The 20,912-nt window shown below is 73.5% G+C and carries 17 protein-coding genes; 13 read left to right on the top strand and 4 right to left on the bottom strand.

Annotated features, from left to right (window positions below):
• The first annotated feature begins 46 nt into the window (after positions 1-46).
• Both ACILRH_RS08600 and ACILRH_RS08605 read left to right on the top strand, forming a co-directional pair.
• Positions 47-3,568: a BTAD domain-containing putative transcriptional regulator gene (locus ACILRH_RS08600; protein ID WP_395692414.1), complete on the top strand. Its 3,522-nt coding sequence runs from the start codon at positions 47-49 to the stop codon at positions 3,566-3,568.
• A gap of 94 nt (positions 3,569-3,662) precedes the next feature.
• Entirely contained in the window at positions 3,663-4,478 is an 816-nt protein-coding gene (locus ACILRH_RS08605; protein WP_395692416.1) for an SDR family NAD(P)-dependent oxidoreductase, read from the top strand.
• Here the strand turns inward: ACILRH_RS08605 and ACILRH_RS08610 are convergent.
• The gene (locus tag ACILRH_RS08610; protein WP_395692417.1) at positions 4,412-5,887 is read right to left on the bottom strand and encodes a hypothetical protein; all 1,476 of its coding nucleotides are present in this window, start codon (positions 5,885-5,887) and stop codon (positions 4,412-4,414) included. The genes ACILRH_RS08605 and ACILRH_RS08610 overlap by 67 nt on opposite strands.
• Before the next feature lie 129 nt (positions 5,888-6,016).
• On the opposite strand from ACILRH_RS08610, the gene ACILRH_RS08615 reads away from it, so the two are divergent.
• Together ACILRH_RS08615 and ACILRH_RS08620 are read left to right on the top strand one after the other, a co-directional pair.
• Positions 6,017-8,263 carry a catalase gene (locus tag ACILRH_RS08615; RefSeq protein ID WP_395692419.1) on the top strand — a complete coding sequence of 749 codons (2,247 nt, stop codon included), beginning with the start codon at positions 6,017-6,019 and terminating at the stop codon, positions 8,261-8,263.
• Positions 8,264-8,455: 192 nt separating this feature from the next.
• Complete coding sequence (locus ACILRH_RS08620) at positions 8,456-9,019, top strand: hypothetical protein (protein ID WP_395692420.1); 564 nt, start codon at positions 8,456-8,458, stop codon at positions 9,017-9,019.
• 152 nt (positions 9,020-9,171) lie between these two features.
• On the opposite strand, the gene ACILRH_RS08625 is transcribed toward ACILRH_RS08620, so the two are convergent.
• Genes ACILRH_RS08625 through ACILRH_RS08635 form a run of 3 tightly spaced genes read right to left on the bottom strand, consistent with a single transcriptional unit; the run spans position 9,172 to position 11,284 of the window.
• Positions 9,172-9,780, bottom strand: coding sequence for a response regulator (locus tag ACILRH_RS08625; protein ID WP_395692422.1), 609 nt, complete (start codon positions 9,778-9,780; stop codon positions 9,172-9,174).
• Positions 9,777-10,874 (bottom strand): sensor histidine kinase, encoded by a 1,098-nt coding sequence (locus ACILRH_RS08630; protein ID WP_395692423.1) that lies wholly within the window; start codon positions 10,872-10,874, stop codon positions 9,777-9,779. The genes ACILRH_RS08625 and ACILRH_RS08630 overlap by 4 nt, the downstream gene beginning before the upstream one ends.
• Before the next feature lie 5 nt (positions 10,875-10,879).
• The gene (locus ACILRH_RS08635) at positions 10,880-11,284 is read right to left on the bottom strand and encodes a DUF6069 family protein (protein WP_395692425.1); all 405 of its coding nucleotides are present in this window, start codon (positions 11,282-11,284) and stop codon (positions 10,880-10,882) included.
• Positions 11,285-11,487: 203 nt separating this feature from the next.
• Between ACILRH_RS08635 and ACILRH_RS08640 the strand changes: the two genes are divergently transcribed.
• From ACILRH_RS08640 to ACILRH_RS08680, 9 genes are all read left to right on the top strand, one after another.
• The gene (locus tag ACILRH_RS08640) at positions 11,488-12,897 is read left to right on the top strand and encodes a pyridoxal phosphate-dependent decarboxylase family protein (RefSeq protein ID WP_395692426.1); all 1,410 of its coding nucleotides are present in this window, start codon (positions 11,488-11,490) and stop codon (positions 12,895-12,897) included.
• On the top strand, positions 12,894-14,444 hold the full coding sequence (locus ACILRH_RS08645) for an FGGY-family carbohydrate kinase (RefSeq protein WP_395692428.1): 1,551 nt from the start codon (positions 12,894-12,896) through the stop codon (positions 14,442-14,444). The genes ACILRH_RS08640 and ACILRH_RS08645 overlap by 4 nt, the downstream gene beginning before the upstream one ends.
• 154 nt (positions 14,445-14,598) lie before the next feature.
• Positions 14,599-15,180, top strand: a complete 582-nt coding sequence (locus ACILRH_RS08650; protein ID WP_395692430.1) for a TetR/AcrR family transcriptional regulator — start codon at positions 14,599-14,601, stop codon at positions 15,178-15,180.
• Positions 15,177-16,397 (top strand): cytochrome P450, encoded by a 1,221-nt coding sequence (locus tag ACILRH_RS08655; protein ID WP_395692432.1) that lies wholly within the window; start codon positions 15,177-15,179, stop codon positions 16,395-16,397. The genes ACILRH_RS08650 and ACILRH_RS08655 overlap by 4 nt, the downstream gene beginning before the upstream one ends.
• Positions 16,394-17,182: an SDR family oxidoreductase gene (locus ACILRH_RS08660; RefSeq protein ID WP_395692434.1), complete on the top strand. Its 789-nt coding sequence runs from the start codon at positions 16,394-16,396 to the stop codon at positions 17,180-17,182. The genes ACILRH_RS08655 and ACILRH_RS08660 overlap by 4 nt, the downstream gene beginning before the upstream one ends.
• Positions 17,179-18,537, top strand: a complete 1,359-nt coding sequence (locus ACILRH_RS08665) for a cytochrome P450 (protein ID WP_395692435.1) — start codon at positions 17,179-17,181, stop codon at positions 18,535-18,537. Before ACILRH_RS08660 ends, ACILRH_RS08665 begins: the two co-directional genes overlap by 4 nt.
• 7 nt (positions 18,538-18,544) lie before the next feature.
• On the top strand, positions 18,545-18,748 hold the full coding sequence (locus tag ACILRH_RS08670; RefSeq protein WP_395692437.1) for a ferredoxin: 204 nt from the start codon (positions 18,545-18,547) through the stop codon (positions 18,746-18,748).
• 2 nt (positions 18,749-18,750) lie between these two features.
• Positions 18,751-19,368: a hypothetical protein gene (locus ACILRH_RS08675; RefSeq protein ID WP_395692438.1), complete on the top strand. Its 618-nt coding sequence runs from the start codon at positions 18,751-18,753 to the stop codon at positions 19,366-19,368.
• Complete coding sequence (locus ACILRH_RS08680; protein ID WP_395692440.1) at positions 19,365-20,822, top strand: aldehyde dehydrogenase; 1,458 nt, start codon at positions 19,365-19,367, stop codon at positions 20,820-20,822. The genes ACILRH_RS08675 and ACILRH_RS08680 overlap by 4 nt, the downstream gene beginning before the upstream one ends.
• The last annotated feature ends 90 nt before the right edge of the window (positions 20,823-20,912 follow it).

Below are 20,912 nucleotides of genomic sequence, written 5' to 3' on the forward strand. Positions count from 1 at the left end.
TCCTACCCTCGTCGGGTGCAGCCGTGGGCGACTCGGGAGCGGTGACGTGCTGGTCCGTGTCCTCGGTCCGGTCCGGGTGGTCGACGCGGGTGTCGAGGTCCCCCTGCCGGGAGCGATCCCCGGGCGGATCCTGGCGCTCCTGACCACCGAGCTCGAGACGGGGCTGCGCGCCGAGGTCCTGATCGACCAGGTCTGGGGACCCACCGCACCGGCGGCGGCCGGGGCGACGCTGCAGTCGCACGTCGCGCGGCTGCGCCGGGTGATCGGGCCGACCCGCGTGGTGACGACGACGAACGGCTACCGGTTGGCGCTCCCGGCGGCCGCCGTGGACGCGCACCAGTTCGACTCGGCGGCCGGTCGCGGCGCGGCGCTACTCGCCCAGGGCCGCACCCGGGAGGCAGCCGAGGCGCTGCGTCGAGCGCTGGCCCTCTGGCCGGGGCAGGGTCCCGCCTACGACGGGGTCGAGGGCAGCCCCCTTGTCGATCAGGAGCGTGAGCGCCTCGGCCAGCTCAGGATGCAGACGCTCGAACGTCGGATGGAGGTCGACCTCGCGACCTCGCCGTCGCGCGAGCTGGTCGCCGAGCTCGAGGCACTGCTCGCCAGCAGTCCGACCAACGAGCGCCTGTGGGTGCTGCTGGTCCGCGCGTGGCGCGGCGTCGGCGACCCGGCCGAGGCCCTGGCGACGTACGCCCGGGCTCGCGAGACCCTGCGCGACGAGCTCGGGCTCGAGCCCGGCGCCGAGCTGCGAGCGGCGCAGGCCGAGGTGCTCCGGCCGGCGACAGCGAGACGTCCACCGGCGAGCGCGCGCCGGGGCGAGCGCCGTCACGTCACTCTGGTCGCGGCCGCGGTCTCGGAGCGCGAGGCCGATCCCGAGGTCGCGCAGCTGGCGCACGACCGGTTGCAGGCCGTGGCGGCCGAGGAGCTGTCCCGACTCGGGGGACGCCTCGTCCGCACCCCGGGCGCGGTCGTGATCGGCGTCCTCGGCGCCGAGACCGCCCACGAGGACGACGCGGCACGGGCCCTGCTCTGTGCCCGCAGGATCGCGGCGACCGGTGCGCGGGTTGGCGTGACCTCGGGCTGGGCGCTGGTGACCGGGGAGCTGGACCGGCTCGGACCGGTCGCCGACCGGGCGGCCGCGCTCGCGCTGACGGCTCCGACCGGTGAGGTCAGCGCCGACTGGGCGCCGAGGCCTCCGGTGGAGGACCACGGCCTGGTCCCCTTCGTGGGTCGAGACCGAGAGGTCGACCGGCTGACTGCGGCGGTCCGCGAGTCGGGCCGCACCGGACGCGGGGTCGTGGTTCTCGTCGTCGCGGAGGCGGGCATCGGCAAGACCCGCCTGGTGGCCGAGGCGCGGAGCCGGACGAGTGCGGCGCGCTGGGTCTCGGTGCAGTGTGACGCGCTCGGCGAGCGCAGCGGCATGGACCCGCTCGCGGACGCTCTCCCGGGCCTGGCCGCAGCGACAGCCGGGACACGGACCGAGGCCATCGCCGCATGGTCCGACGCGCTGGCCGCGCTGGCTGCCGACGAGCCGGTCGTCGTGTGCCTCGAGGATGCGCACTGGGCGAGCGAGGTCCTGCTCGACCTGGTCGACCAGCTGGCCGTGGCTCCGGTCCGAGCGCCGTTGGTGCTGGTCGTCACCGCGCGCCCGGAGATCGAGTGGCGCCGCCCCGGCTGGGCATCCGGGCCCTCCACCGTGCGGCTGGGCGCGCTGGGCCCCGAGGAGACGTCCGCGCTGGTGGGCGCCGTGCTCACCCACGCGGGCGGCTCGGGTGCGACGGTCGCTGAGCTCGCCGCCGCCAGCGGTGGGGTGCCCCTCTTCGCGGTCGAGCTCGGACGAGCGATCAGCTCCGGGGCCGGTCAGCGGGTGCCGACCCACCTCGGCGAGCTGTTGGCCGCCCGGATCGACAGCCTGGAGCAGGCCGCACGCGACCTGCTCCTCGACGCCTCCGTGCTGGGCTCGACCTTCTGGGCCGAGGCGATCGGCGCCGACCCGGCCGCGCTCGATGCCCTGCTGCAGCGCGAGTTCGTCGTGCCCGTCGAACCGTCGACGGTCGCGCAGGCGCACGAGTACCGGTTCCGGCACGACCTGCTCCGCGACGCCGCGTACGAACGGCTACTGCGACCCGACCGGGCCCGCGGTCACCTTGCCGCGGCACGCTGGTGGGCGGCGCTGGAGCGGGCGACCGATCAGGCGATCGTGGCTGAGCACGCCTGGCTCGCTCACGAGCTGTTCACGGCCGCCGGTGTCACCGACCCGGCGGCTGCGGAGGCGGCGGACGTGGCGAGGCGTGCATCACGCGCCGCCGCGGTTGCCGCCCGGGGGCTGGACACCGCCGCGGCGGTCACCTTCCTGGAGCGCGCGGTCGCCCTCTCGGTCGGTCGCCCCGAGGAGGCCGCGACGCTCGTCGAGCTCGGTGAGGCACTCGCCGAGAAGCGCGCCCTCGTGGAAGCCGACGCAGCGGTGCTCCGAGCGCGGAGCCTGGTTGACGCGCGTGACGGCGCGACCAGGGTCGCCGCGGCTTTCCTCACGCTGCAGCTCGACTTCGCCTGGGGCCGTCCGCAGGACGAGGCGCTGCTGGCCGGGATCCTGCAGGACTTCCCCGACGGTCCCGAGCACATCAGCACGCTCGGCGTGCTCGCGGTCAACCTGGTGATCGGACAGACCCCCGAGGCGTTCACGCGCGCGCTCCAGGTGTCGGACCGTGCGATCGCCCTGGCCGAACGGCACGGAGACCCGGACCTGGCCGTGCTGTCGTTCGCGACCCGCGGGCGGGCCCGCCTCGCCCTGGGCGACCGGCGCGGGCTCGCCGACATGCAGCGCGCCCAGGAGCGTGGTCCGGGCCGGTTGCCCCCGTTCGTCGTGCTCGGCACCCGACAGTGGTTCGCGGGCGCCGCCCACCACTGGTCGGGTCCGGCGACCGAGCTGCGGATCCGTGAGGAGCTCGAGGACTATGCCTGGCGCACCGGCATGGAGTTCCTGGTCTCCTTCGGCGCTGCCGAGCGTCTGCGGTGCCTGTGGGAGCTCGGTCGGGCCGAGGAGTGCGTGGCCGAGGCCGACCGGATCGAGCACGCCAGCGATGCCATGGGCCGCTACGTCGTGGTGCAGCGGGCGCTCGCGCTCGGTGACCTCGGACGCGTCGACGACCGCACCGTCGAGGAGGTGCTGGCAACGCCACCGGCCGACGCGACCGACCTGCGGCACGTGATTGCGACCGCGGTGATCTGCGCCCGCCACGCGCTCGACGTCGGTGACGTGCAGCAGGCGATCGAGGTGCTGACCGGGCTCGGTGACCTCGGCGCGTACGCCGCACGGGACGGCGCCGCCGAGCTCCTGCCCCGCGTGCTCCGGCTCGGGGGGCGCGCGGGTCTCGACGACGTCGGCCGTGAGCTCGCCGAGGTGTCGTTCGAGCCGACCCCGCTGGGTCGCGCGTTGGGTGCGTCGGTGCGCGGGCTCGTCCTCGATGACGCCGGCCTGCTGGACGAGGCGGTCATCGCGTGGGCCGCCCTCGGCGCCGGTGTCGATCTCGAGCTGGCCAGGGACGACGCCCGGCGCCTGCGCCGGCTCTGATCCTGAGCGGTCCGGTTGCAGCACGCTTGCAGCGGCGTGCGCGACCGTGCTCGCGTCGGGTCGCTCAGGCCCGGCAGGAGCGAAGGAGAACGACATGTTGACCTGGTTCATCACCGGCGCAGGCCGCGGGCTCGGACGCACGTGGGCTGAAGCGGCTCTGGAGAGGGGCGACCGGGTCGCCGCCACCGCGCGCGACATCGCCGCCCTCGACTCGCTGGCCGCGAGGTACGGCGAGGCCGTGCTGCCCCTGGAGCTCGACGTCACCGACATGTCGGGCAGCGAGGCGGCGGTCCGCGCGGCCGCCGAGCACTTCGGTCGCATCGACGTGCTGGTCAACAACGCCGGCTACGGCGTCGTGGGCGCCCTCGAGGAGGTCAGCGAGGAGCAGCTCCGGCGGGTCGTCGAGACCAATCTGCTCGGGCCGTGGTGGCTGACTCGGGCCGTGCTTCCGGTCATGCGGGCGAACGGCGGCGGCCACGTGGTCCAGGTCTCCTCCCAGACCGTGCACTTCCAGGTCCCCACGCTCGGCGCCTACCAGCTCACCAAGTGGGGGTTGGAAGGCTTCTCGGAGTCGCTCGCGGCGGAAGTGGCCGGTCACGGCATCAAGGTGACCCTGGTCGAGCCCGAGGGCTATGCGACCGACTGGCTCGGCTCGTCGCTGCAGGTGGCCGACCGGATGCCGGAGTACGCGGAGGTCCACGCAGCCGTCGAGAAGATGATCGACGAGGCGGAGGCGGGAGACCCGCAGGCGACGCCGCCGGCGATCTTCGCGGTGGTCGACGCCGCGGAGCCTCCGCTGCGGATCTTCCTCGGCCGCAACCCCCAAGCTTTGGCCAAGGCCACCTACGCCGGCCGGATCGCGGAGTGGGATGCCTGGGAGCCGGTCTCGGTGGCCGCCTTCGGCGGCTGACCGGACACCCGGTCGAGGGCGGCGAGGATGACGTCGGCGTGCGTCATCCGCCAGGCATCCGCGTCGTCGACGGCGTGGGTGCCGGTCGGGTCGACCAGCCGGTGGAGCCCGTGCGGACTGGTCCACAGGTACGTCGCGTCGTCGAGCTGTCGGACCCGGTAGCCCCGGTGGGTCTTCGCCCGGTGGTGGGATCTGCTCAGCGGTGCGTCGTTGTGGTCACCGGTCTGCCCGGGGGGTCCGTTGCCGTCGTAGGGGACAGGGTGGTCGTCGTCGTAGCGCCCCGACATCGTGAGGGTGCCCACCGCGTGCGGGAATGTGTCGCCGACGCAGCGCAGCCGCGTCCGTTCGGTGACGGCCGCCGGGAACTCGTAGGCGTCGACGGCCGTGTGCTCCTCGAGGTCGATCACCGGCTTCACGACCACCTCTGCGTGGGCGACGAGGCGCGTGACCTGCTCGAGCAGCATCGGCCCGAGCCCCTCGACCCGCGCCGGGGCGGTGGATGCGCCGAGCACGGCGGACTCGTGCAGGTGGAGGTAGACCACGACCCGCTGGCCCGACCGGGCCGTGCGGGGCACGGTGACGCTCGCCTCCTGGGCCGCGGCGAAGAGGTCCCGCACGTCCTCGGGGCGGGCCAGCCAGCCGAACGCGATCGCCCGCAGCTGCTGCCGACTCAGATCGTCGATGTCGGCCGGCAGGTCGGGGTGGTGGTCGCGCAGGACGTCGGGTCGAGCCAGGAAGGCGTCCACGATGCGCTCGAGGACGCCGTCGACCCAGGCGGCGTCACCGGGCGTGACCCGCGCGACCACGGTGCGGGTGCCGCTGGGGGTGTCGGTGCGCCCGGCCCACACACCGGTCCGGCGGCGCTCCTCCTCCAGCCGGGCGGCGTGGGCGGCCGAGTCGGCCTCGACGACCTTGCCCTCAGCCAGTGCCAGCACCCGCCCCGGCGCGGTCCCCCCGATCGCCTGCGCGACCGCGGCGTCGACCAGGCCGACCCGGTCGCGGTCCAGGTCGCGGGACATCCGGGCCACCTTGGTGGCGACCCACACCTCGCAGCCCAGGTCCTGCACGACCGCCCAGGTGAGCGGGAGCCGGTGCCGCAGGTCCAACGCGTCGCCGATCGTCGCCCGGGTCGCCGCCGGGTGGGTCTGGCGGGCGATCGCGAGCTCGTGGACGCAGAGGTCCTGCACCCGCGGGGTGCCGTCGCCGCCGAGCAGGACGAGTCGGTCCCCGCCGTACCGCACGGGCACGGCTCCGGGCTCCGCCTGCGGGTCGCTGGAGTGCAGGTCGGCCCAGGCGAGGACCAGCTCGAGGTCCCGGACCTGGGCGGCCAGCCGTGCGGAGCGGGTCGCGCCGCTGGCGGCCAGGACCCCGCTGGCGTCGAGATCGTCGATGGCGTCCTCCCGAGACATGGCCTGATCATATTCGAAGATTCGTTCGAAAACAAGGCCGGCGTCGCCGCGGTTGCCAGGGCGGGGCGCTTCCTCGGTCGATCACCCCGGTGGGTGGCATGGCCCCCGCGGGTCGGGTTACCGAGGCCCATGGACCCCACGCAGCTGGCCAAGCAGACCCTCGCGAAGATCGTGGCGGGCGTCACCGGCGAGGCCGAGCCGGCCGTCCCCGGAGCCCCGGCACCCGAGCCGCCGTCGCTGACCGAGCCGGTCGAGGCCCGGGCACCGCTGCCGCCCCGCCACGACCAGGCGGCGCCCGAGGTCCGCACCGCGACCGGGGTGGACACCGGCGCCCCGCCGACGGCGCGCTCGCAGCAGGAGACGCACCTGACGACGTCGACCGGCGTGCGGCTGCGCGACACCGATCACTCGCTCAAGGCGGGCGAGCGTGGCCCGACCCTGCTGCAGGACCACCACCTGCGCGAGAAGATCACGCACTTCGACCACGAGCGGATCCCCGAGCGGGTCGTGCACGCGCGCGGCGCCGGTGCGCACGGGGTCTTCGTCGGCTACGGCACCGCCGATCCCGTCTGCAAGGCCGCGTTCCTCCGCGAGGGCGTCGAGACGCCGACGTTCGTGCGGTTCTCCACCGTGCTGGGCTCTCGCGGCTCCGCCGACACGGTGCGCGACACCCGCGGCTTCGCGACGAAGTTCTACACCACCGAGGGCAACTTCGACCTGGTGGGCAACAACATCCCGGTCTTCTTCATCCAGGACGGCATCAAGTTCCCCGACGTGATCCACGCCGGGAAGCCGCACCCGGACCGGGAGATCCCGCAGGCGCAGAGCGCCCACGACACCTTCTGGGACTTCGTCTCGCTGCACACCGAAGCCCAGCACCACACGATGTGGAACATGTCGGACCGCGGCATCCCGCGCTCCTACCGGATGATGGAGGGCTTCGGCGTCCACACCTTCCGCGTGCAGAACGAGGCAGGGGAGACCTCGCTGGTCAAGCTGCACTGGAAGCCGCAGCTCGGCGTGCACTCGCTGACCTGGGAGGAGGCGCAGCTGCTGGCCGGGCTCGACCCCGACTTCCACCGACGCGACCTCTACGACGCGATCGAGGCGGGCGCGTACCCGGCGTACGAGCTCGGACTGCAGGTCTTCCCGGACGACCCGGAGCAGGTCTTCGAGGGGATCGACCTGCTCGACCCGACCAAGCTCGTGCCCGAGGAGCTGGCGCCGGTGCAGCCGGTGGGGCTGATGGTGCTCACCGGCAACCCGACCAACTTCTTCGCCGAGAGCGAGCAGGTGGCCTTCCACGTCGGGCACCTGGTGCCGGGCATCGACGCCACCGACGACCCGCTGGTCCAGGCCCGCCTCTTCTCGTACGTCGACACCCAGCTGACCCGGTTGGGCGGCCCGAACTTCAACCAGATCCCGGTGAACCGCCCCCACGCCGAGACCAACGACATGCTGCGCGACGGCTACCACCAGCACGCGGTGCACGCGGGGGTGGCGCCGTACCGGCCGAACTCGCTGGACGGCGGCTGCCCGTTCGTGGCCGGCGCGGACGTGCCCGGGTCGTTCGAGCACCTGCCCGCGCGGGTGGCCGAGGGGACCAAGGTGCGCGCCCAGCCGGCGTCGTACGACGACCACTGGAGCCAGGCGCGCCAGTTCTGGTCGAGCATGTCGGCGGTGGAGCAGGAGCACATCATCCGCGCCTACGCGTTCGAGCTCGGCAAGTGCTACGAGCAGGTGGTCAAGGAGCGCCAGCTGCAGTGCCTGGCCAACATCGACGCGCGGTTGTGTGCCGAGGTGGCGGCCGGGCTCGGGCTGCCAGCCCCCGAGCCGATCGTGCCGCTCGTCGACGCGGAGCCGAGCCCCGCGCTCTCGCAGGTCGGGCAGACCTGGCCTCCGGACGGACGGATGGTCGGGATCGTCGTCGACCCCGACGGTGACCTCGCCGGTGTCGAGGAGGTGCGCGCGGCCGTCTTCGCCGCGGGCATGGTGCCGCTGGTCATCGGGCCGCACGGCGGCACGATCGGCGGCCTGCCCGTGCAGCGGACGTTCGCCACCGTCCGGTCGGTGGAGCTCGACGTCGTCCTCGTCGCCGGCTCGCCCGTCCCCGCCCCCGACGCGCTGCCGGCCCGCGACGCGAAGGCCGGCGCGGCGGCGACGGCCACGGTCGACCCGCGGGTGGTGCTGCTGCTCGAGGAGGCCTACCGGCACTGCAAGGTGATCGGCGCCTGGGGCGCGGGCGCCACGGTCCTGGAGACCGCCGGCGTGGCCGGTGCCCCGGGCATCGTCCGCGGCGACGCGGCCGTGGAGGTGCTCGAGCGGGTGCAGGAGCAGATGGCCGGCCACCGGGTGTGGGAGCGGTTCTCGGCCTGAGTCCAGTGCCCGGGCGGCGGGCCCGGAGGTCATACGCTCGGAGCCGGGGGTTGCTCCGTCCGCATGACGTCCCGGGTCGTCAGGCGGCGTCGGGCACCCAGCCGGCCGCGCGGACGGCGGACTCGACCTGGGCGAAGAAGTCGTCGGGCTGGAGCCTGAGGCCCAGCAGCGGCAACCGCAGGACGGTGCGCCGTGGAGAGCGAGTGCGTTCTGGCGGAGCGCGTCACCCACGACGTTCTCAGCCCAGGCGTGGTGGATACCGTCGATCTCGACCACGAGCCGCAGGTCGGGCCAGTAGAGGTGGAGGTAGTAGCGACCCGCGCCGTCCCTGCGAAACACCTGCCGGTCGGGTGCCGGCAGTCCCCGCCGGCACAGCTCACGGGCGACGTCGAGCTCGCCCAGGCTCCGGGCGCCGTCGAGCAGGTCGTTGACGACGGTGTGGAGCAGCAGCCGGCGCCGATCGCGTCGCACCCGCAGGAGCTCGGTGCCGAGGGTCTCCGGCCGCACCATCCCCTGCTGCGCGGCCAGGGTGAACAGGTACGTCGCCTCACGGTCGGTCTGGGCCCAGAGCGGGCCGCGCACGGCTGCCACCTCGACCCGCGTGCGCGGGATGCCGCCCGGGGCCTGGTCGGTAGCCGACCAGCGGCGGGTCTGGCGGATGTCGTAGCGGGCGCTCCGTCGCACGCGGGAGCCGCGAGGCACCGAGACCCGGATCCGGTGCAGGTCGAAGCGCTGCAGCCCCGACGCGACGAGTGAGGCAGCGCCGTCGAGCTGGGCGCGCGGGCCGCCGAGGAGGACGGCGGCCCACCGCTCCCTGTCTGCCTGTGGACGAGCCGGGGACGTCATGCGTTCCGAGCACGGGGTTGCTCGGAACGCATGACGTCCTGGCACCCGGGGGGGCGGGCAGGTCAGAGCCACCCGTTGCGCCGTGCCAGCAGCGCCGCCTCGGTCTTGTTGCGCGTGCCGGTCTTGCCGATCGCGTCGGACAGGTAGTTGCGCACGGTGCTCGCGGAGAGGTGCAGGCGGGCGGCGATGGTGGCGACGCTCGACCCGTCCTCGGCGGCCGCGAGGACGTCGCGCTCGCGGGGCGTCAGCGGGCTGGCGACGGTGCGCAGCGCCTGCCCGGCCAGCTGCGGGTCCACCACGGTCCGGCCCGCGACGACCTGTCGGATGGCGTCGGCCAGGCCCTCGATCGGGCCGTCCTTGACCAGGAAGCCCACCGCGCCGGCCGCCATCGCCCGCTGGAGGTAGCCCGGCCGACCGAAGGTCGTCACCATGACGACCCGGCAGCCGGGCAGCTCCCGGGCGAGGTCGGCGGCGGCCTCGAGCCCCGAGCGACCGGGGAGCTCGATGTCGAGGAGGGCCACGTCAGGGCGCGCGTCGAGCGCGGCCGGGACGATCTCCGTCCCGGTCCCGACCTGAGCGACGACCTCCACGTCCGGCTCGAGGTCCAGCAGCACCGCGAGGGCGCCGCGCATCATCGCCTGGTCCTCGGCGAGCAGCACGCGGATGGTCATCGGGCGCCTCCCGGCACGGTGGCGACCAGCCGGAAGCCGCCGTCGGTGGCGTCCACCCGCAGCTCTCCGCCCGCCGCGGCCACCCGGTCGCGGAGGCCGTCGAGACCGCCGAACCGGACTGTCGGCGACGCCGGGGCCCCGACCCCGTCGTCGGTCACCGCTAGGGCCACCCGCCCGTCCCGCTCGACCACCTCGATGCGGCAGGTCGAGGCGCCGGAGTGCCGCAGCACGTTGGTCGCCGCCTCGCGCACGACCCAGGCCAGCACCTCGTCGGGTCCGCCGACGTCCGGGCCGTCGCCGGACACCGTCGTGGCGATGCCGGCGGCGGCCAGTGCGCGCCGGGCGTTGTCCAGCTCGTCCGTCAGCGTCGGGACGCGCATCGCGTCGACCGCCCGACGCACGTCGACCAGGGCCTGCCGCCCGATCTTCTCGATGTCGGTCGCGTGGGCGACGACCGCCTCATCGTCGTGCCCGGCCAGTCGGCGCACCGCCTGGGCCTTGACCACCATCACCGACAACGTGTGCCCGAGCAGGTCGTGCAGGTCGCGCGAGAAGCGCTCACGCTCCTCCGCCACCGCGACCCGGGCGAGCTCCGCACGGGTGCGGCGCAGCTCCCCGACGGTGTCGATGAGCGCGATGAACGCCGAGCTCGCGAGCCCGGCGAGCAGCACCACGAAGCCCTCGGCCCAGAGCCGGGCCCACTCGAAGGGCTCGACGACCGCCGCCGCGCCCATCGACAGCAGGGCCACCGACGGCACGGCCGCCACCAGGACGCGTCCGCGCAGCACCGCGGGCAGGGCGTTGGCGAGCAGGATCCAGGTCGGCAGCCACTGGCTGCTCGCGTGCATCGCCCCGGCGACGGTCGCCGCCAGCGACGTCGAGAGGGCGACGTACGGCGTCGCCGACCGCCACGGCGGCCCGCCGGTCAGACCCGCGGTCGCGGTGGCGACCGCGATGACCAGGATGATCGTGACCTGGAAGGCGACCTCGCCGGGGCTGCCGTGCAGGTCCAGGACCGGCCCGAGCAGCAGCACCGGGATCCAGACCAGCGCGACCGCGTTGCGTCGCCACCCGCACCCGAGACGATCCCGCACGGTGCTCACGCTAGTGCCCGCCGGGGCAGGCCGATCACGACGACCCCGCCGACGACGAGGTGCATCGTCGCCAGCACGAGGCCGGCCGCGGCGGACGCCGCCGACAGCGGGCCGAGCATCGACAGGGTCAGCACGCCCAGCGCGACCACCTTCCACCACCGACGGCGTCGGCGCCGGCTGAGGACCCGCAGCGCCGTGCCACCCACCAGGGTGACGACGACCGCGGTGACGAGCACGGACACGAGCCCGACCGGCTGGGTGCCCGAGCCGGCGTGCACGTCCAGCGCGATGCCAGCGGCCCACGCCGCGCCCCACAGGGCACCGGCTGCCCCGGCCGCCACCCCCGCCACCGGCAGGTCGTCGTGCCAGCTGCCGCGCGCGGGCCGGGCCCGCTCCACCAGGTCGGTCATCATCTCGCTCCTCCTCGCTCCCGTCCCGAGCGGGACGACGAGGACGACGCTAGGAGCGGCGACGGCTCCGGCGGCAGGGCCGGATGTGGGGGCTCGACCGCGACAAATGTCCGATGCCGGTGGTGAGGTGCTCCGACTCCCTGACGGCGGCCGTCGGGAGCCCCTAGCGTGCAGGCTGACGACTGCAGAGGGGCTGGTGCCAGATGTCCGACTTCCCGTACGCCGAGCGGTTCCCGGTGAACCGGCGGCTGCCCGACCGCGGGCGCCCGCGCGAGGAGGTGCTCGCCGAGCTGCGCACGATGGCGGCCGAGGAGGACGCCACCTGGGAGACCGGGAAGTGCTCGGGGACGATGTACTCCGGCGACCACGACCACTATGCCTACCTCAACGAGGTCTTCGGGCTCTTCGCGCACGTCAACGTGCTGCAGCGCGACATGTGCCCGAGCGCGACGAAGTTCGAGGGCGAGATCATCGCGATGGCGCTCGACCTCATGCACGCCGACGCGGTCGAGGACACGACGCCGGCCGGGCTGATCACCAGCGGCGGGACCGACAGCATCCTCCACGCGATGCTCGCCTACCGCGAGCACGCCGCGAAGGTCCGCGGCATCGACGGCTCGACCGGCCGACCCAACATCGTCAAGCCGGAGACCGCGCACCCGGCGTTCGACAAGGCCGCCCACCTGCTCGGTCTCGAGCTGCGCGTCGCACCGGTCACCGAGGCGACCACGGTCGACCCCGCGGCGGTGGCGGGTCTGATCGACGAGCGGACCATCGGCATCATCGGCTCGGCCTGCAACTACGGCTACGGCACGATCGACCCGATCGCCGAGCTCGGGCAGGTGGCTCTCGAGCGCGGGGTGCCGTTGCACGTCGACGGCTGCCTGGGTGGCTTCATCCTGCCCTTCGGCGAGCAGCTCGGGTACGACGTGCCGCCGTTCGACTTCCGCGTCCCGGGCGTCACCACCATCTCGGCGGACACCCACAAGTACGGCTACGCGTTCAAGGGCACCTCGACGCTGCTCTTCCGCGACAAGGCCTACCGCAACGCGCAGTACTTCCAGCTGGTCGGCTGGAGCGGCGGCAAGTACATGTCGCCGAGCATCGCCGGCTCCCGCTCCGGCGGCCTCATCGCCGCCACGTGGGCCGCGATGGTCGAGTACGGCCGTGCGGGCTACCTCGAGCACGCGCGGGCGATCTTCTCGACGGCCGAGCGCATGAAGGACGCCGTCCGCTCGCACCCGGAGCTGCGGATCCTCGGGGCACCGACGTTCTGCTTCAGCTTCACCTCCGACGCGTTCGACATCTACCACGTCGCCGACTTCATGCGGGAGCGCGGCTGGCGGTTCAACGGCCAGCAGTACCCCAACGCCATCCACATGGCCGTCACCGGCCCGCAGACGCAGCCCGGCCTCGTCGAGCAGTTCGAGGCCGACCTCGCCGAGGCGGTGCCGTACGCCGTCGCGAAGGCCGCCGCGGGCGAGGACGCGTTCAGCGCCGCGATCTACGGGGGCGTCGCCGGCGGCCTGACCGACGACGTGGCGGACTTCGTCTCGCTGGTCATGACCGACATGCTCGACACGCAGCAGTCGCTGCCGCCCGCGGCGTCGTGACCGCAGCGAGCGACCGGGTCGTCCTCGCCGTCGACCTCGGCACCGGCGGTCCCAAGGTCGGCCTGGTCACCACGCGGGGTGAGGTCCTCTGGTGGCGGCACCGTGCCGTCGAGACCCACCGCGGTCCGGGCGGTGCGGCCACCCAGGACGCCGAGGAGTGGTGGCGCCTGGTGGTCGACGGGGCGCGCGCCGGCCTCGCCGAGTCCGGCGTCGACGGCCGCCGGGTGGTCGCCGTGGCCGTGACCTCGCAGTGGGCGAGCACCGTGCCGGTCGACGCCGCCGGCGTGCCGGTGGGCGACTGCGTCATGTGGATGGACTCGCGCGGACGCGAGCACTCCCGGGCGGTGGTCGGTGGGCCGGTGTCCGGCTACGACCCGCGCGCGCTGGTCTCCTGGGTGCGCCGGACCGCGGGCGTGCCGTCGCCCAACGGCGACGACCCGCTCGGTCACCTGCTCTTCCTCGAGCGGGACTGTCCCGAGGTCGCGCGGCGGGCCCGCTGGTACCTCGAGCCGGTGGACTACCTCACCATGCGCTTCACCGGTGTCGCGGCCGCCTCGCACATGTCGATGACGGCCGCCTGGCTGACCGACAACCGGCGCCTCGACGTGCTGGAGTACGACCCGGTGCTGCTGCGCCGCTCCGGCGTCGCCGCGGAGAAGCTGCCGCCGCTGGTGCCGTCCGGGTCGCTGATCGCCCCCGTGCAGCCGTCGGTCGCCGAGCTCCTCGGCATCCCCGAGGACGCGGTCGTCGTCACGGGACTGCCCGACCTGCACGGCACGACGGTCGGCTCGGGCTGCGTCGGCGCCTACGAGACCCACGTCTCCATCGGCACCACCTCCTGGGTGGGCTGTCCGCTGCCGGTGAAGAAGACCGACGTCATCCGCCAGCTCGCGTCGGTCCCCGGGGTCGGGTCGTGGGCCGAGGCGCCGTACGTGCTCGGCAACAACCAGGAGACGGCCGGCCGCTGTCTGGAGTGGTTCCGCGACACCGTGCTGCCGCAGGCGTCGTACGACGAGATCGTCGCGCTGGCGGAGACGGCCCCGGCCGGGTCGGGGGGCGTGCTCTTCGCGCCCTGGCTCGCGGGGGAGCGCAGCCCGGTCGACGACCGCTCGGCGCGCGGCGGCTTCCACAACGTCTCGGTCACGACCTCGACGGCCGACCTGGCGCGAGCGGTGCTGGAAGGGGTCGCGTGCAACGTGCGCTGGCTGCTGGAGGCGGCCGACCACTTCACCGGCCGGCGGCTCGAGCCGTTGCGCATCGTCGGGGGAGGCGCGCGGTCGGCGCTGTGGTGCCGGATCGTCGCAGACGTCACCGACCGGACCGTCGAGCAGGTCGCCGACCCGCTGCTGTGCGGGCTGCGCGGTGTCGGGCTGGCGGCCGGGATGACGTTGGGCGACGTCGACCGGGGCGAGCTGCGCGACCTGGTCCCGCTCGCCGGGACCTTCACCCCCGACCCGGCCAACCGTGGCGTCTACGACCGCCTCTTCGCGGAGTTCCCCGGCCTCTACACGTCCCAGCGCAAGATGTTCCATCGCCTCAACCGCTGACCTCGACGTCGAGTTGAGGGTTGTGGCCACATGAGTTGAGGGTCGTGACCACCCGGGCCGGCACCACCTTCAACTCGACCGGTCACCATCCTCAACTCAACCTGCGATGTCGGGGGGTTGCGCCGGGCGTCGACCCTCCCTAAGGTCTGGACACATGTCCAGCCAACTGTCCGTGTCGCCGCGTCAGGGCCTCAACCCGCGGCAGGCGGAGACGGCGGAGCGCCTGCTCGCCGCCGGGGCGGAGGAGCTGGCGGCCGTCGGCCACGACGCGCTCACGATCCGCACGGTGGCCCAGCGAGCCGGCGTCTCGCCGGCGACGGCGTACACCTACCTCGCGTCCAAGAACCACCTGTTCGCCGAGCTCTTCTGGCGCTACCTGGTCGACGACGCCGAGCGGGAGCCGGTGGGGGAGACCGCGGTCGCGCGGGTCCAGTCCGTCACCCGGCACCTCGCGGCCCGGCTCGCCCAGGCGCCCGCCCTGGCCGCGGCGGTGACCCCCGCGCTGCTGGGCAGCGACCCGGACGTCGAGCGGCTACGGCTGCGGATCGGCGCGGAGGTCGTCGACCGGTTCGCCACGGCGCTCGGCGCCGACGCACCACCGGCCCTCGTCGAGGCGGTCACGCTCGCGTTCTTCGGTGCGCTGCTGCAGTGCGGGATGGGCCTGCTGACCTACGACGAGCTGGCCGTGCGGCTCGACGACGTCGTGGCCGTGATCATGAACGACAACGTGCGATGACGGTGACAGACGGCGGGATCGTGTTCGACCCTTACGACTACGACTTCCAGGAGGACCCCTACCCGACGTACCGGCGCTGCCGCGACGAGGACCCGCTCCACCACAACCCGGAGCTCGACGTCTGGTTCATCACCCGGTACGCCGACGTCCACCAGGCGGTGCGCAGCCCGGAGGTCTACTCCAACGCGATGGGGGTCTCGATCGACAAGAGCGCGTGGGGTCCCGATGCCCACCGGGTGATGTCCTTCCTCGGCATGGACCCGCCCCGGCAGACGCGGCTGCGGTCGCTGGTCTCCAAGGGGTTCACCCCGCGCCGGGTCGCCGAGCTCGCTCCCCAGATCCGGCGGCTGACCGACCTCCACCTGGACCGGTGCATCGAGGCGGGGTCCTCGGACTGGATCCACGACTTCGCCGGCCGCCTCCCGATGGACGTCATCTCCGAGATGATGGGCGTCCCGGAGGCCGACCGGGCCGAGGTACGCCGGCTGGCGGACCTGCTGGTGCACCGCGAGCCCGGCGTCCGTGACGTCCCGCGGGCCGGCTCGGAGGCCGCGCTCACGCTGGTCGTCTACTTCACCGAGATGGTGGAGAGCCGCGCGAAGCGCCCGACCGACGACCTGACCAGCGCGCTGATCTCCGCCCACCTCGGGGACGACCGGCTGACCGAGGAGGAGATCATCGCGTTCCTCTTCCTGATGGTGGTCGCCGGCAACGAGACGACCACGAAGCTGCTGGGCAACGCGCTGTTCCACCTGACGGCCCACCCCGAGCAGCAGGAGCGGGTCTTCGCCGACCCCGACGACGGCCACGACCTCGTGTCGCCGTGGATCGAGGAGACGTTGCGCCACGACACCTCGAGCCAGATGGTCGCGCGGCACCTGCTCGCGGACGTCGCGCTGCACGGCCGGGTCGCGCCCGCGGGCGCGAAGGCGGTGCTCGTGTTGGGGTCGGCCAACCGCGACGACCGGGTCTTCCGCGACCCGGACCGCTACGACATCTTCCGGGACAAGGAGGAGCTCGCCCAGCTGCTCAGCTTCGGCGGCGGCCGGCACTTCTGCCTCGGCGCCAACCTGGCCCGGCTCGAGGCACAGATCGCGTTGCGCGAGCTCGTCCGTCGGGTGGGGACCGTCGAGGTGGCGCACGAGGAGTGCGAGCGCGTGCACTCGATCAACGTCCGCGGGTTCTCGTCGGTGCCGGTGCGGATGGTGGCCAGGTGACGGGCGGTCGCGAGAAGTACGCCCAGCCGGCCCGCCGCCCCGCCGTGGTCACCGGGGCGTCCTCGGGGATCGGGGCGGCGACGGCGCTGGCCCTGGCCACCGCAGGGTTCCCCGTCGCCCTCGGCGCCCGCCGGGCCGAGCGCTGCGAGGAGGTCGCCGAGCAGGTCCGGGCCGCCGGCGGGGAGGCGGTCGCCCACTCGCTCGACCTCACCGACGACACCTCCGTGGCGGGCTTCGCGGAGCGGGTGTCGGCCGAGCTCGGTGACATCGAGGTCGTCGTCTCGAACGCCGGCTCGGTCGCCCCGGGCACCACCCACGAGGTGGACACGACCCGCTTCGCGCGCGAGCTCGACCTCCACATCATCGGGGTGCACCGGCTGGTGCGGGCCTTCGTCCCCGGCATGGTCGAGCGGCGGCGCGGTGACCTGGTCTTCGTCTCCTCCGACGTCGCCGTGCGGGCGCGGCCGTTCATGTCGGCGTACGCCGCCGGCAAGTGGGGCCTGGAGGGTCTGGCCCACGCCATGCAGATGGAGCTCGAGGGCACCGGCGTCCGCGCCTCGATCGTGCGCCCCGGCCCGACCTGGAGCGAGATGGGCAGCGACTGGGACGTCGACGAGGCGGCGCGCGTGCTCGAGCAGTGGGTGCGCTTCGGGCATGCGCGACATCCGCACTTCCTCAAGCCGGCCGCGATCGCCGACGCGATCACCACCGTCGTCAGCGCACCCCGCGGCGTCCACCTCAACCTGATCGAGGTCTCGCCCGAGGCACCCCTGGAGGACACGTGACCAGCACCGCCACGCAGCCGGCGCTCGCCGGCATCCCCGAGGTCTCCTTCGCAGTCCCCGACGACGGCCACGGCCATCTCGCCGAGCTGCGGGTCGACCCCGTCGGCCTCTTCGACCGGGTGCACGCGGAGTGCGGCGAGATCGGGCGGTTCCGGCTCGCCGACCGCGACGTCGTGCTCGTCTTCGGCGCGGAGGCGCAGGAGCAGTTCTTCCGGGCGCCGGACGCGACGCTCGACCAGGCGGCGGCCTACCCCTTCATGAAGCCGGTCTTCGGCCCGGGCGTGGTCTTCGACGCGTCGCCCGAGGAGCGCCAGCAGATGCTGAAGAACCAGGCGCTGCGCGGCGACCACATGCGCGGCCACGCGGCGACGATCGAGGCCGAGGTCCGGCGGATGGTCGCCGGCTGGGGCGACGGCGGCGAGATCGACCTGCTCGACTTCTTCGGGGAGCTGACCGTCTACACGACCTCGGCCTGCCTGATCGGCAAGCCGTTCCGCGAGGAGCTCGATCCCGGCTTCGTCGGCTACTTCCACGACCTGGAGCGCGGGACGGACGCGATCGCCTACGTCGACCCGTACGCCGACATCGAGTCGTTCCGGCGCCGCGACGCCGGCCGGGCGGGCCTGGTGGAGATGGTGCAGGGCATCGTGGACCGCCGCCGCGAGCGCGGCCCGGTCGCGCGCGAGGAGCGCGACCTCCTCGACGTGCTGATCTCGCTGGACATGACCGCCGACTACATCACCGGCATCTTCATCTCGATGATGTTCGCCGGGCACCACACCACGTCGGGCACCTCGTCGTGGGCGCTGATCGAGCTGATGCGCCACCCCGACGTGATGGCCGAGGTGGTGCGGGAGCTCGACGACCTCTACGCGGATGGCTCCGAGGTCTCCTTCCAGGCGCTGCGGTCCATCCCGGTGCTGGAGTCGGTGCTCAAGGAGACGCTGCGCCTGCACCCGCCGCTGATCATCCTGATGCGCGTGGTCGCCGAGGAGGTCGAGCTCGCCGGCCACACGATCCCGGTCGGCACCCTGGTCGCGGCGTCGCCGCGGGTCTCCAACCGCCTGCCGGAGGACTTCCCCGACCCTGACGCCTTCGATCCCGGGCGCTACGTCGACCCCCGCCAGGACGACCTGCAGCACCGCTGGACCTGGATCCCGTTCGGAGCGGGCAAGCACCGCTGCGTCGGCAACGCCTTCGCCCTGATGCAGATGAAGGCGATCTTCTCGGTCGTCCTGCGCGACTACGAGTTCGAGATGGCCCAGCCGTCGCAGAGCTACCGCGACGACCTGTCGAAGATGGTCATCCAGCTCGAGCAACCCTGCCGGGTCCGCTACCGGCGCCGAGACAGGTGAGGTCGCGATGAGCTTGCGGGTGGTGGCCGACCGCGGCCTGTGCCAGGGGCACCAGATGTGCCAGGGCGAGGCGCCGGACGTGTTCGGCTTCGACGACGGGACCGACCAGGTGACGGTGCTCCAGGAGCACCCGGACCCGTCCCTGCGTCCCCAGGTGGAGGCGGCCGTGCGCTACTGCCCGGCCATGGCACTTGCCCTCGAGGAGGAGTGAGGATGTCCCTGACCCGCACCGAGATGGAGGAGTTCTGGGACTCCTGGCTGGCGGTCAACCGCGAGGCCGAGCGTACCGGCGACTGGCGGGTGCTGGCCGACAGCTACGCCGAGGACGCGACGTACGGCTGGATGCTGACCCCCGACGAGCACTTCATGGCCGTCGGCCGCGACCAGATCCGGGACTGGGCGATCGGCATCGAGATGGACGGCTTCGACGGCTGGCACTACGACTACCTGGCCACCGTGATCGACGAGAAGAACGCGATGATCGTGGGCTTCTGGAAGCAGCGCTCCGGCATCGTCGACGACGCGACCGGCCGCGAGTTCGAGGTCCCCGGGCTGGGTGGCAGCTGGTTCGGCGTCGAGCGGCAGACCGCCGGCTCGGACGCGGGTGAGGTGCGGATCGCCTGGCAGCGCGACTGGTTCGACTTCGGCGCGATGGCACACACGATGGGCGCGGTCGTCGCGTCGGGCAAGGCGCCCGACTCCCTGCTCGAGCGGCTCAAGGTCTTCGGTCTCGGCGTTCCCGGCCACTACCGGCCCGAGGACCTGCCGTCCACGGTGTGGCCGCCGCCGGTCGAGGCGGGCGAGTTCGTGACGCAGGAGCCCACGTCGTGAGCCTGCCGCCGCCCGCCCAGCAGCTGGTCGACGGGAGGCTCGCGGGCGCGTCCGGCCGGACGACGTACCCGATCGTCGACCCGGCGACGGGGGAGGAGATCGGCGTCGCCCCCGACGGGACGGCCGCCGACGTCGACGCTGCGATCGCCGCGGCGCGGCGCGCCTTCGACGAGTCCGGGTGGGCCACCGACCGGGAGCTGCGGGTCCGCTGCCTGCGCCAGCTGCACACCGCGCTCCTGGACGACGCCGATGCGTTCAAGGCACTGACGACGGCCGAGGTCGGCATGCCCGGCTTCATGATGGGCGCAGCCGGCTTCGACGTGCCCGTCGACGGCCTGCGGTGGGTGACGGACCTGCTGGAGTCCTACGACTTCGAGACCGACCTCGGCGTCGCGCACCCGATGGGCATCGCCTCGCGCCGGACGGTGCGCCGCGAGCCCGTCGGCGTCGTCGCCGCCATCACGCCGTGGAACGTGCCGACCCAGATCAACCTGGCCAAGGTCGGTCCGGCGCTGGCCGCCGGGTGCACGGTGGTGCTCAAGCCGGCACCGGACACCCCATGGCTCGCGTGCGAGCTCGGCCGGCTGGTCGCCGAGCACACGGACATGCCGTCCGGTGTCTTCAACGTCGTCACGCCGCGGTCCAACGAGGTCGCGGCGGTGCTGGGCACCGACCCTCGCGTCGACATGGTGTCCTTCACGGGCTCCACCGCGACCGGCCGGGCGATCATGGCCGCCGCCGCACCGACGCTGAAGAAGGTGTTCCTCGAGCTCGGTGGCAAGTCCGCGGCGGTCGTGCTCGACGACGCCGACGTGGCGTCGGCCGCCGGGGCGACCGCGTTCGCCGCGTGCATCCACGCCGGCCAGGGGTGCGCGATCACCACCCGGCTGGTCGTCCCCCGCGAGCGGTACGACGAGGCGGTGCAGGTCGCCGCGGCCACGATGGAGTCCATCGGGGTCGCGGACCCCGCCGATCCTGGCGCGATCTGCGGACCGGTCATCTCCCGGGCCCAGCGCGACCGGGTGGCGGCGTACCTGCGGCTGGCCGAGGAGGAGGGCGCGACGTTCGCGACGGGGGGCCACGTGATCGACCGGCCGGGGTTCTGGGTGGAGCCCACCGTCGTCGCCGGTCTCGACAACTCCTCGCGGCTGGCGCAGGAGGAGATCTTCGGCCCCGTCCTGGTCGTCGTCCCCCACGACGGCGACGACGACGCCGTGCGCATCGCCAACGACTCCGCCTACGGCCTGTCGGGGTCGGTCGAGTCCGGCTCGCTCGAGCGCGCGAAGGCGGTCGCCGCGCGGATCCGCACCGGCACGGTCGCGGTCAACGGCGGCGTCTGGTTCAGCCCGGACGCGCCCTTCGGCGGCTACAAGCAGTCCGGCATCGGCCGGGAGATGGGCGTCGCCGGCTTCGAGGAGTACCTGGAGACCAAAGTCGTGGCGGAGCCCGCGTGAGGTCTCGATACGCCGTCGCTCGTCCCTCGCGACGGCTACTCGACCGGCGAGAGCGATCGGTGGTCGAGTAGCCGCGAGGAACGAGCGGCG

Origin of the sequence: Nocardioides sp. (assembly GCF_044226765.1) — a bacterium.
GTDB lineage: Bacteria > Actinomycetota > Actinomycetes > Propionibacteriales > Nocardioidaceae > Nocardioides.

What these genes read in the sequence shown, in the direction of transcription:
- ACILRH_RS08605 (WP_395692416.1), top strand. Translation starts at nt 3,663, where the DNA reads ATGTTGACCTGGTTCATCACCGGCGCAGGCCGCGGGCTCGGACGCACG.
- ACILRH_RS08610 (WP_395692417.1), bottom strand. Translation starts at nt 5,887, where the DNA reads ATGTCTCGGGAGGACGCCATCGACGATCTCGACGCCAGCGGGGTCCTG.
- ACILRH_RS08615 (WP_395692419.1), top strand. Translation starts at nt 6,017, where the DNA reads ATGGACCCCACGCAGCTGGCCAAGCAGACCCTCGCGAAGATCGTGGCG.
- ACILRH_RS08625 (WP_395692422.1), bottom strand. Translation starts at nt 9,780, where the DNA reads ATGACCATCCGCGTGCTGCTCGCCGAGGACCAGGCGATGATGCGCGGC.
- ACILRH_RS08635 (WP_395692425.1), bottom strand. Translation starts at nt 11,284, where the DNA reads ATGACCGACCTGGTGGAGCGGGCCCGGCCCGCGCGCGGCAGCTGGCAC.
- ACILRH_RS08640 (WP_395692426.1), top strand. Translation starts at nt 11,488, where the DNA reads ATGTCCGACTTCCCGTACGCCGAGCGGTTCCCGGTGAACCGGCGGCTG.
- ACILRH_RS08650 (WP_395692430.1), top strand. Translation starts at nt 14,599, where the DNA reads ATGTCCAGCCAACTGTCCGTGTCGCCGCGTCAGGGCCTCAACCCGCGG.
- ACILRH_RS08655 (WP_395692432.1), top strand. Translation starts at nt 15,177, where the DNA reads ATGACGGTGACAGACGGCGGGATCGTGTTCGACCCTTACGACTACGAC.
- ACILRH_RS08670 (WP_395692437.1), top strand. Translation starts at nt 18,545, where the DNA reads ATGAGCTTGCGGGTGGTGGCCGACCGCGGCCTGTGCCAGGGGCACCAG.
- ACILRH_RS08675 (WP_395692438.1), top strand. Translation starts at nt 18,751, where the DNA reads ATGTCCCTGACCCGCACCGAGATGGAGGAGTTCTGGGACTCCTGGCTG.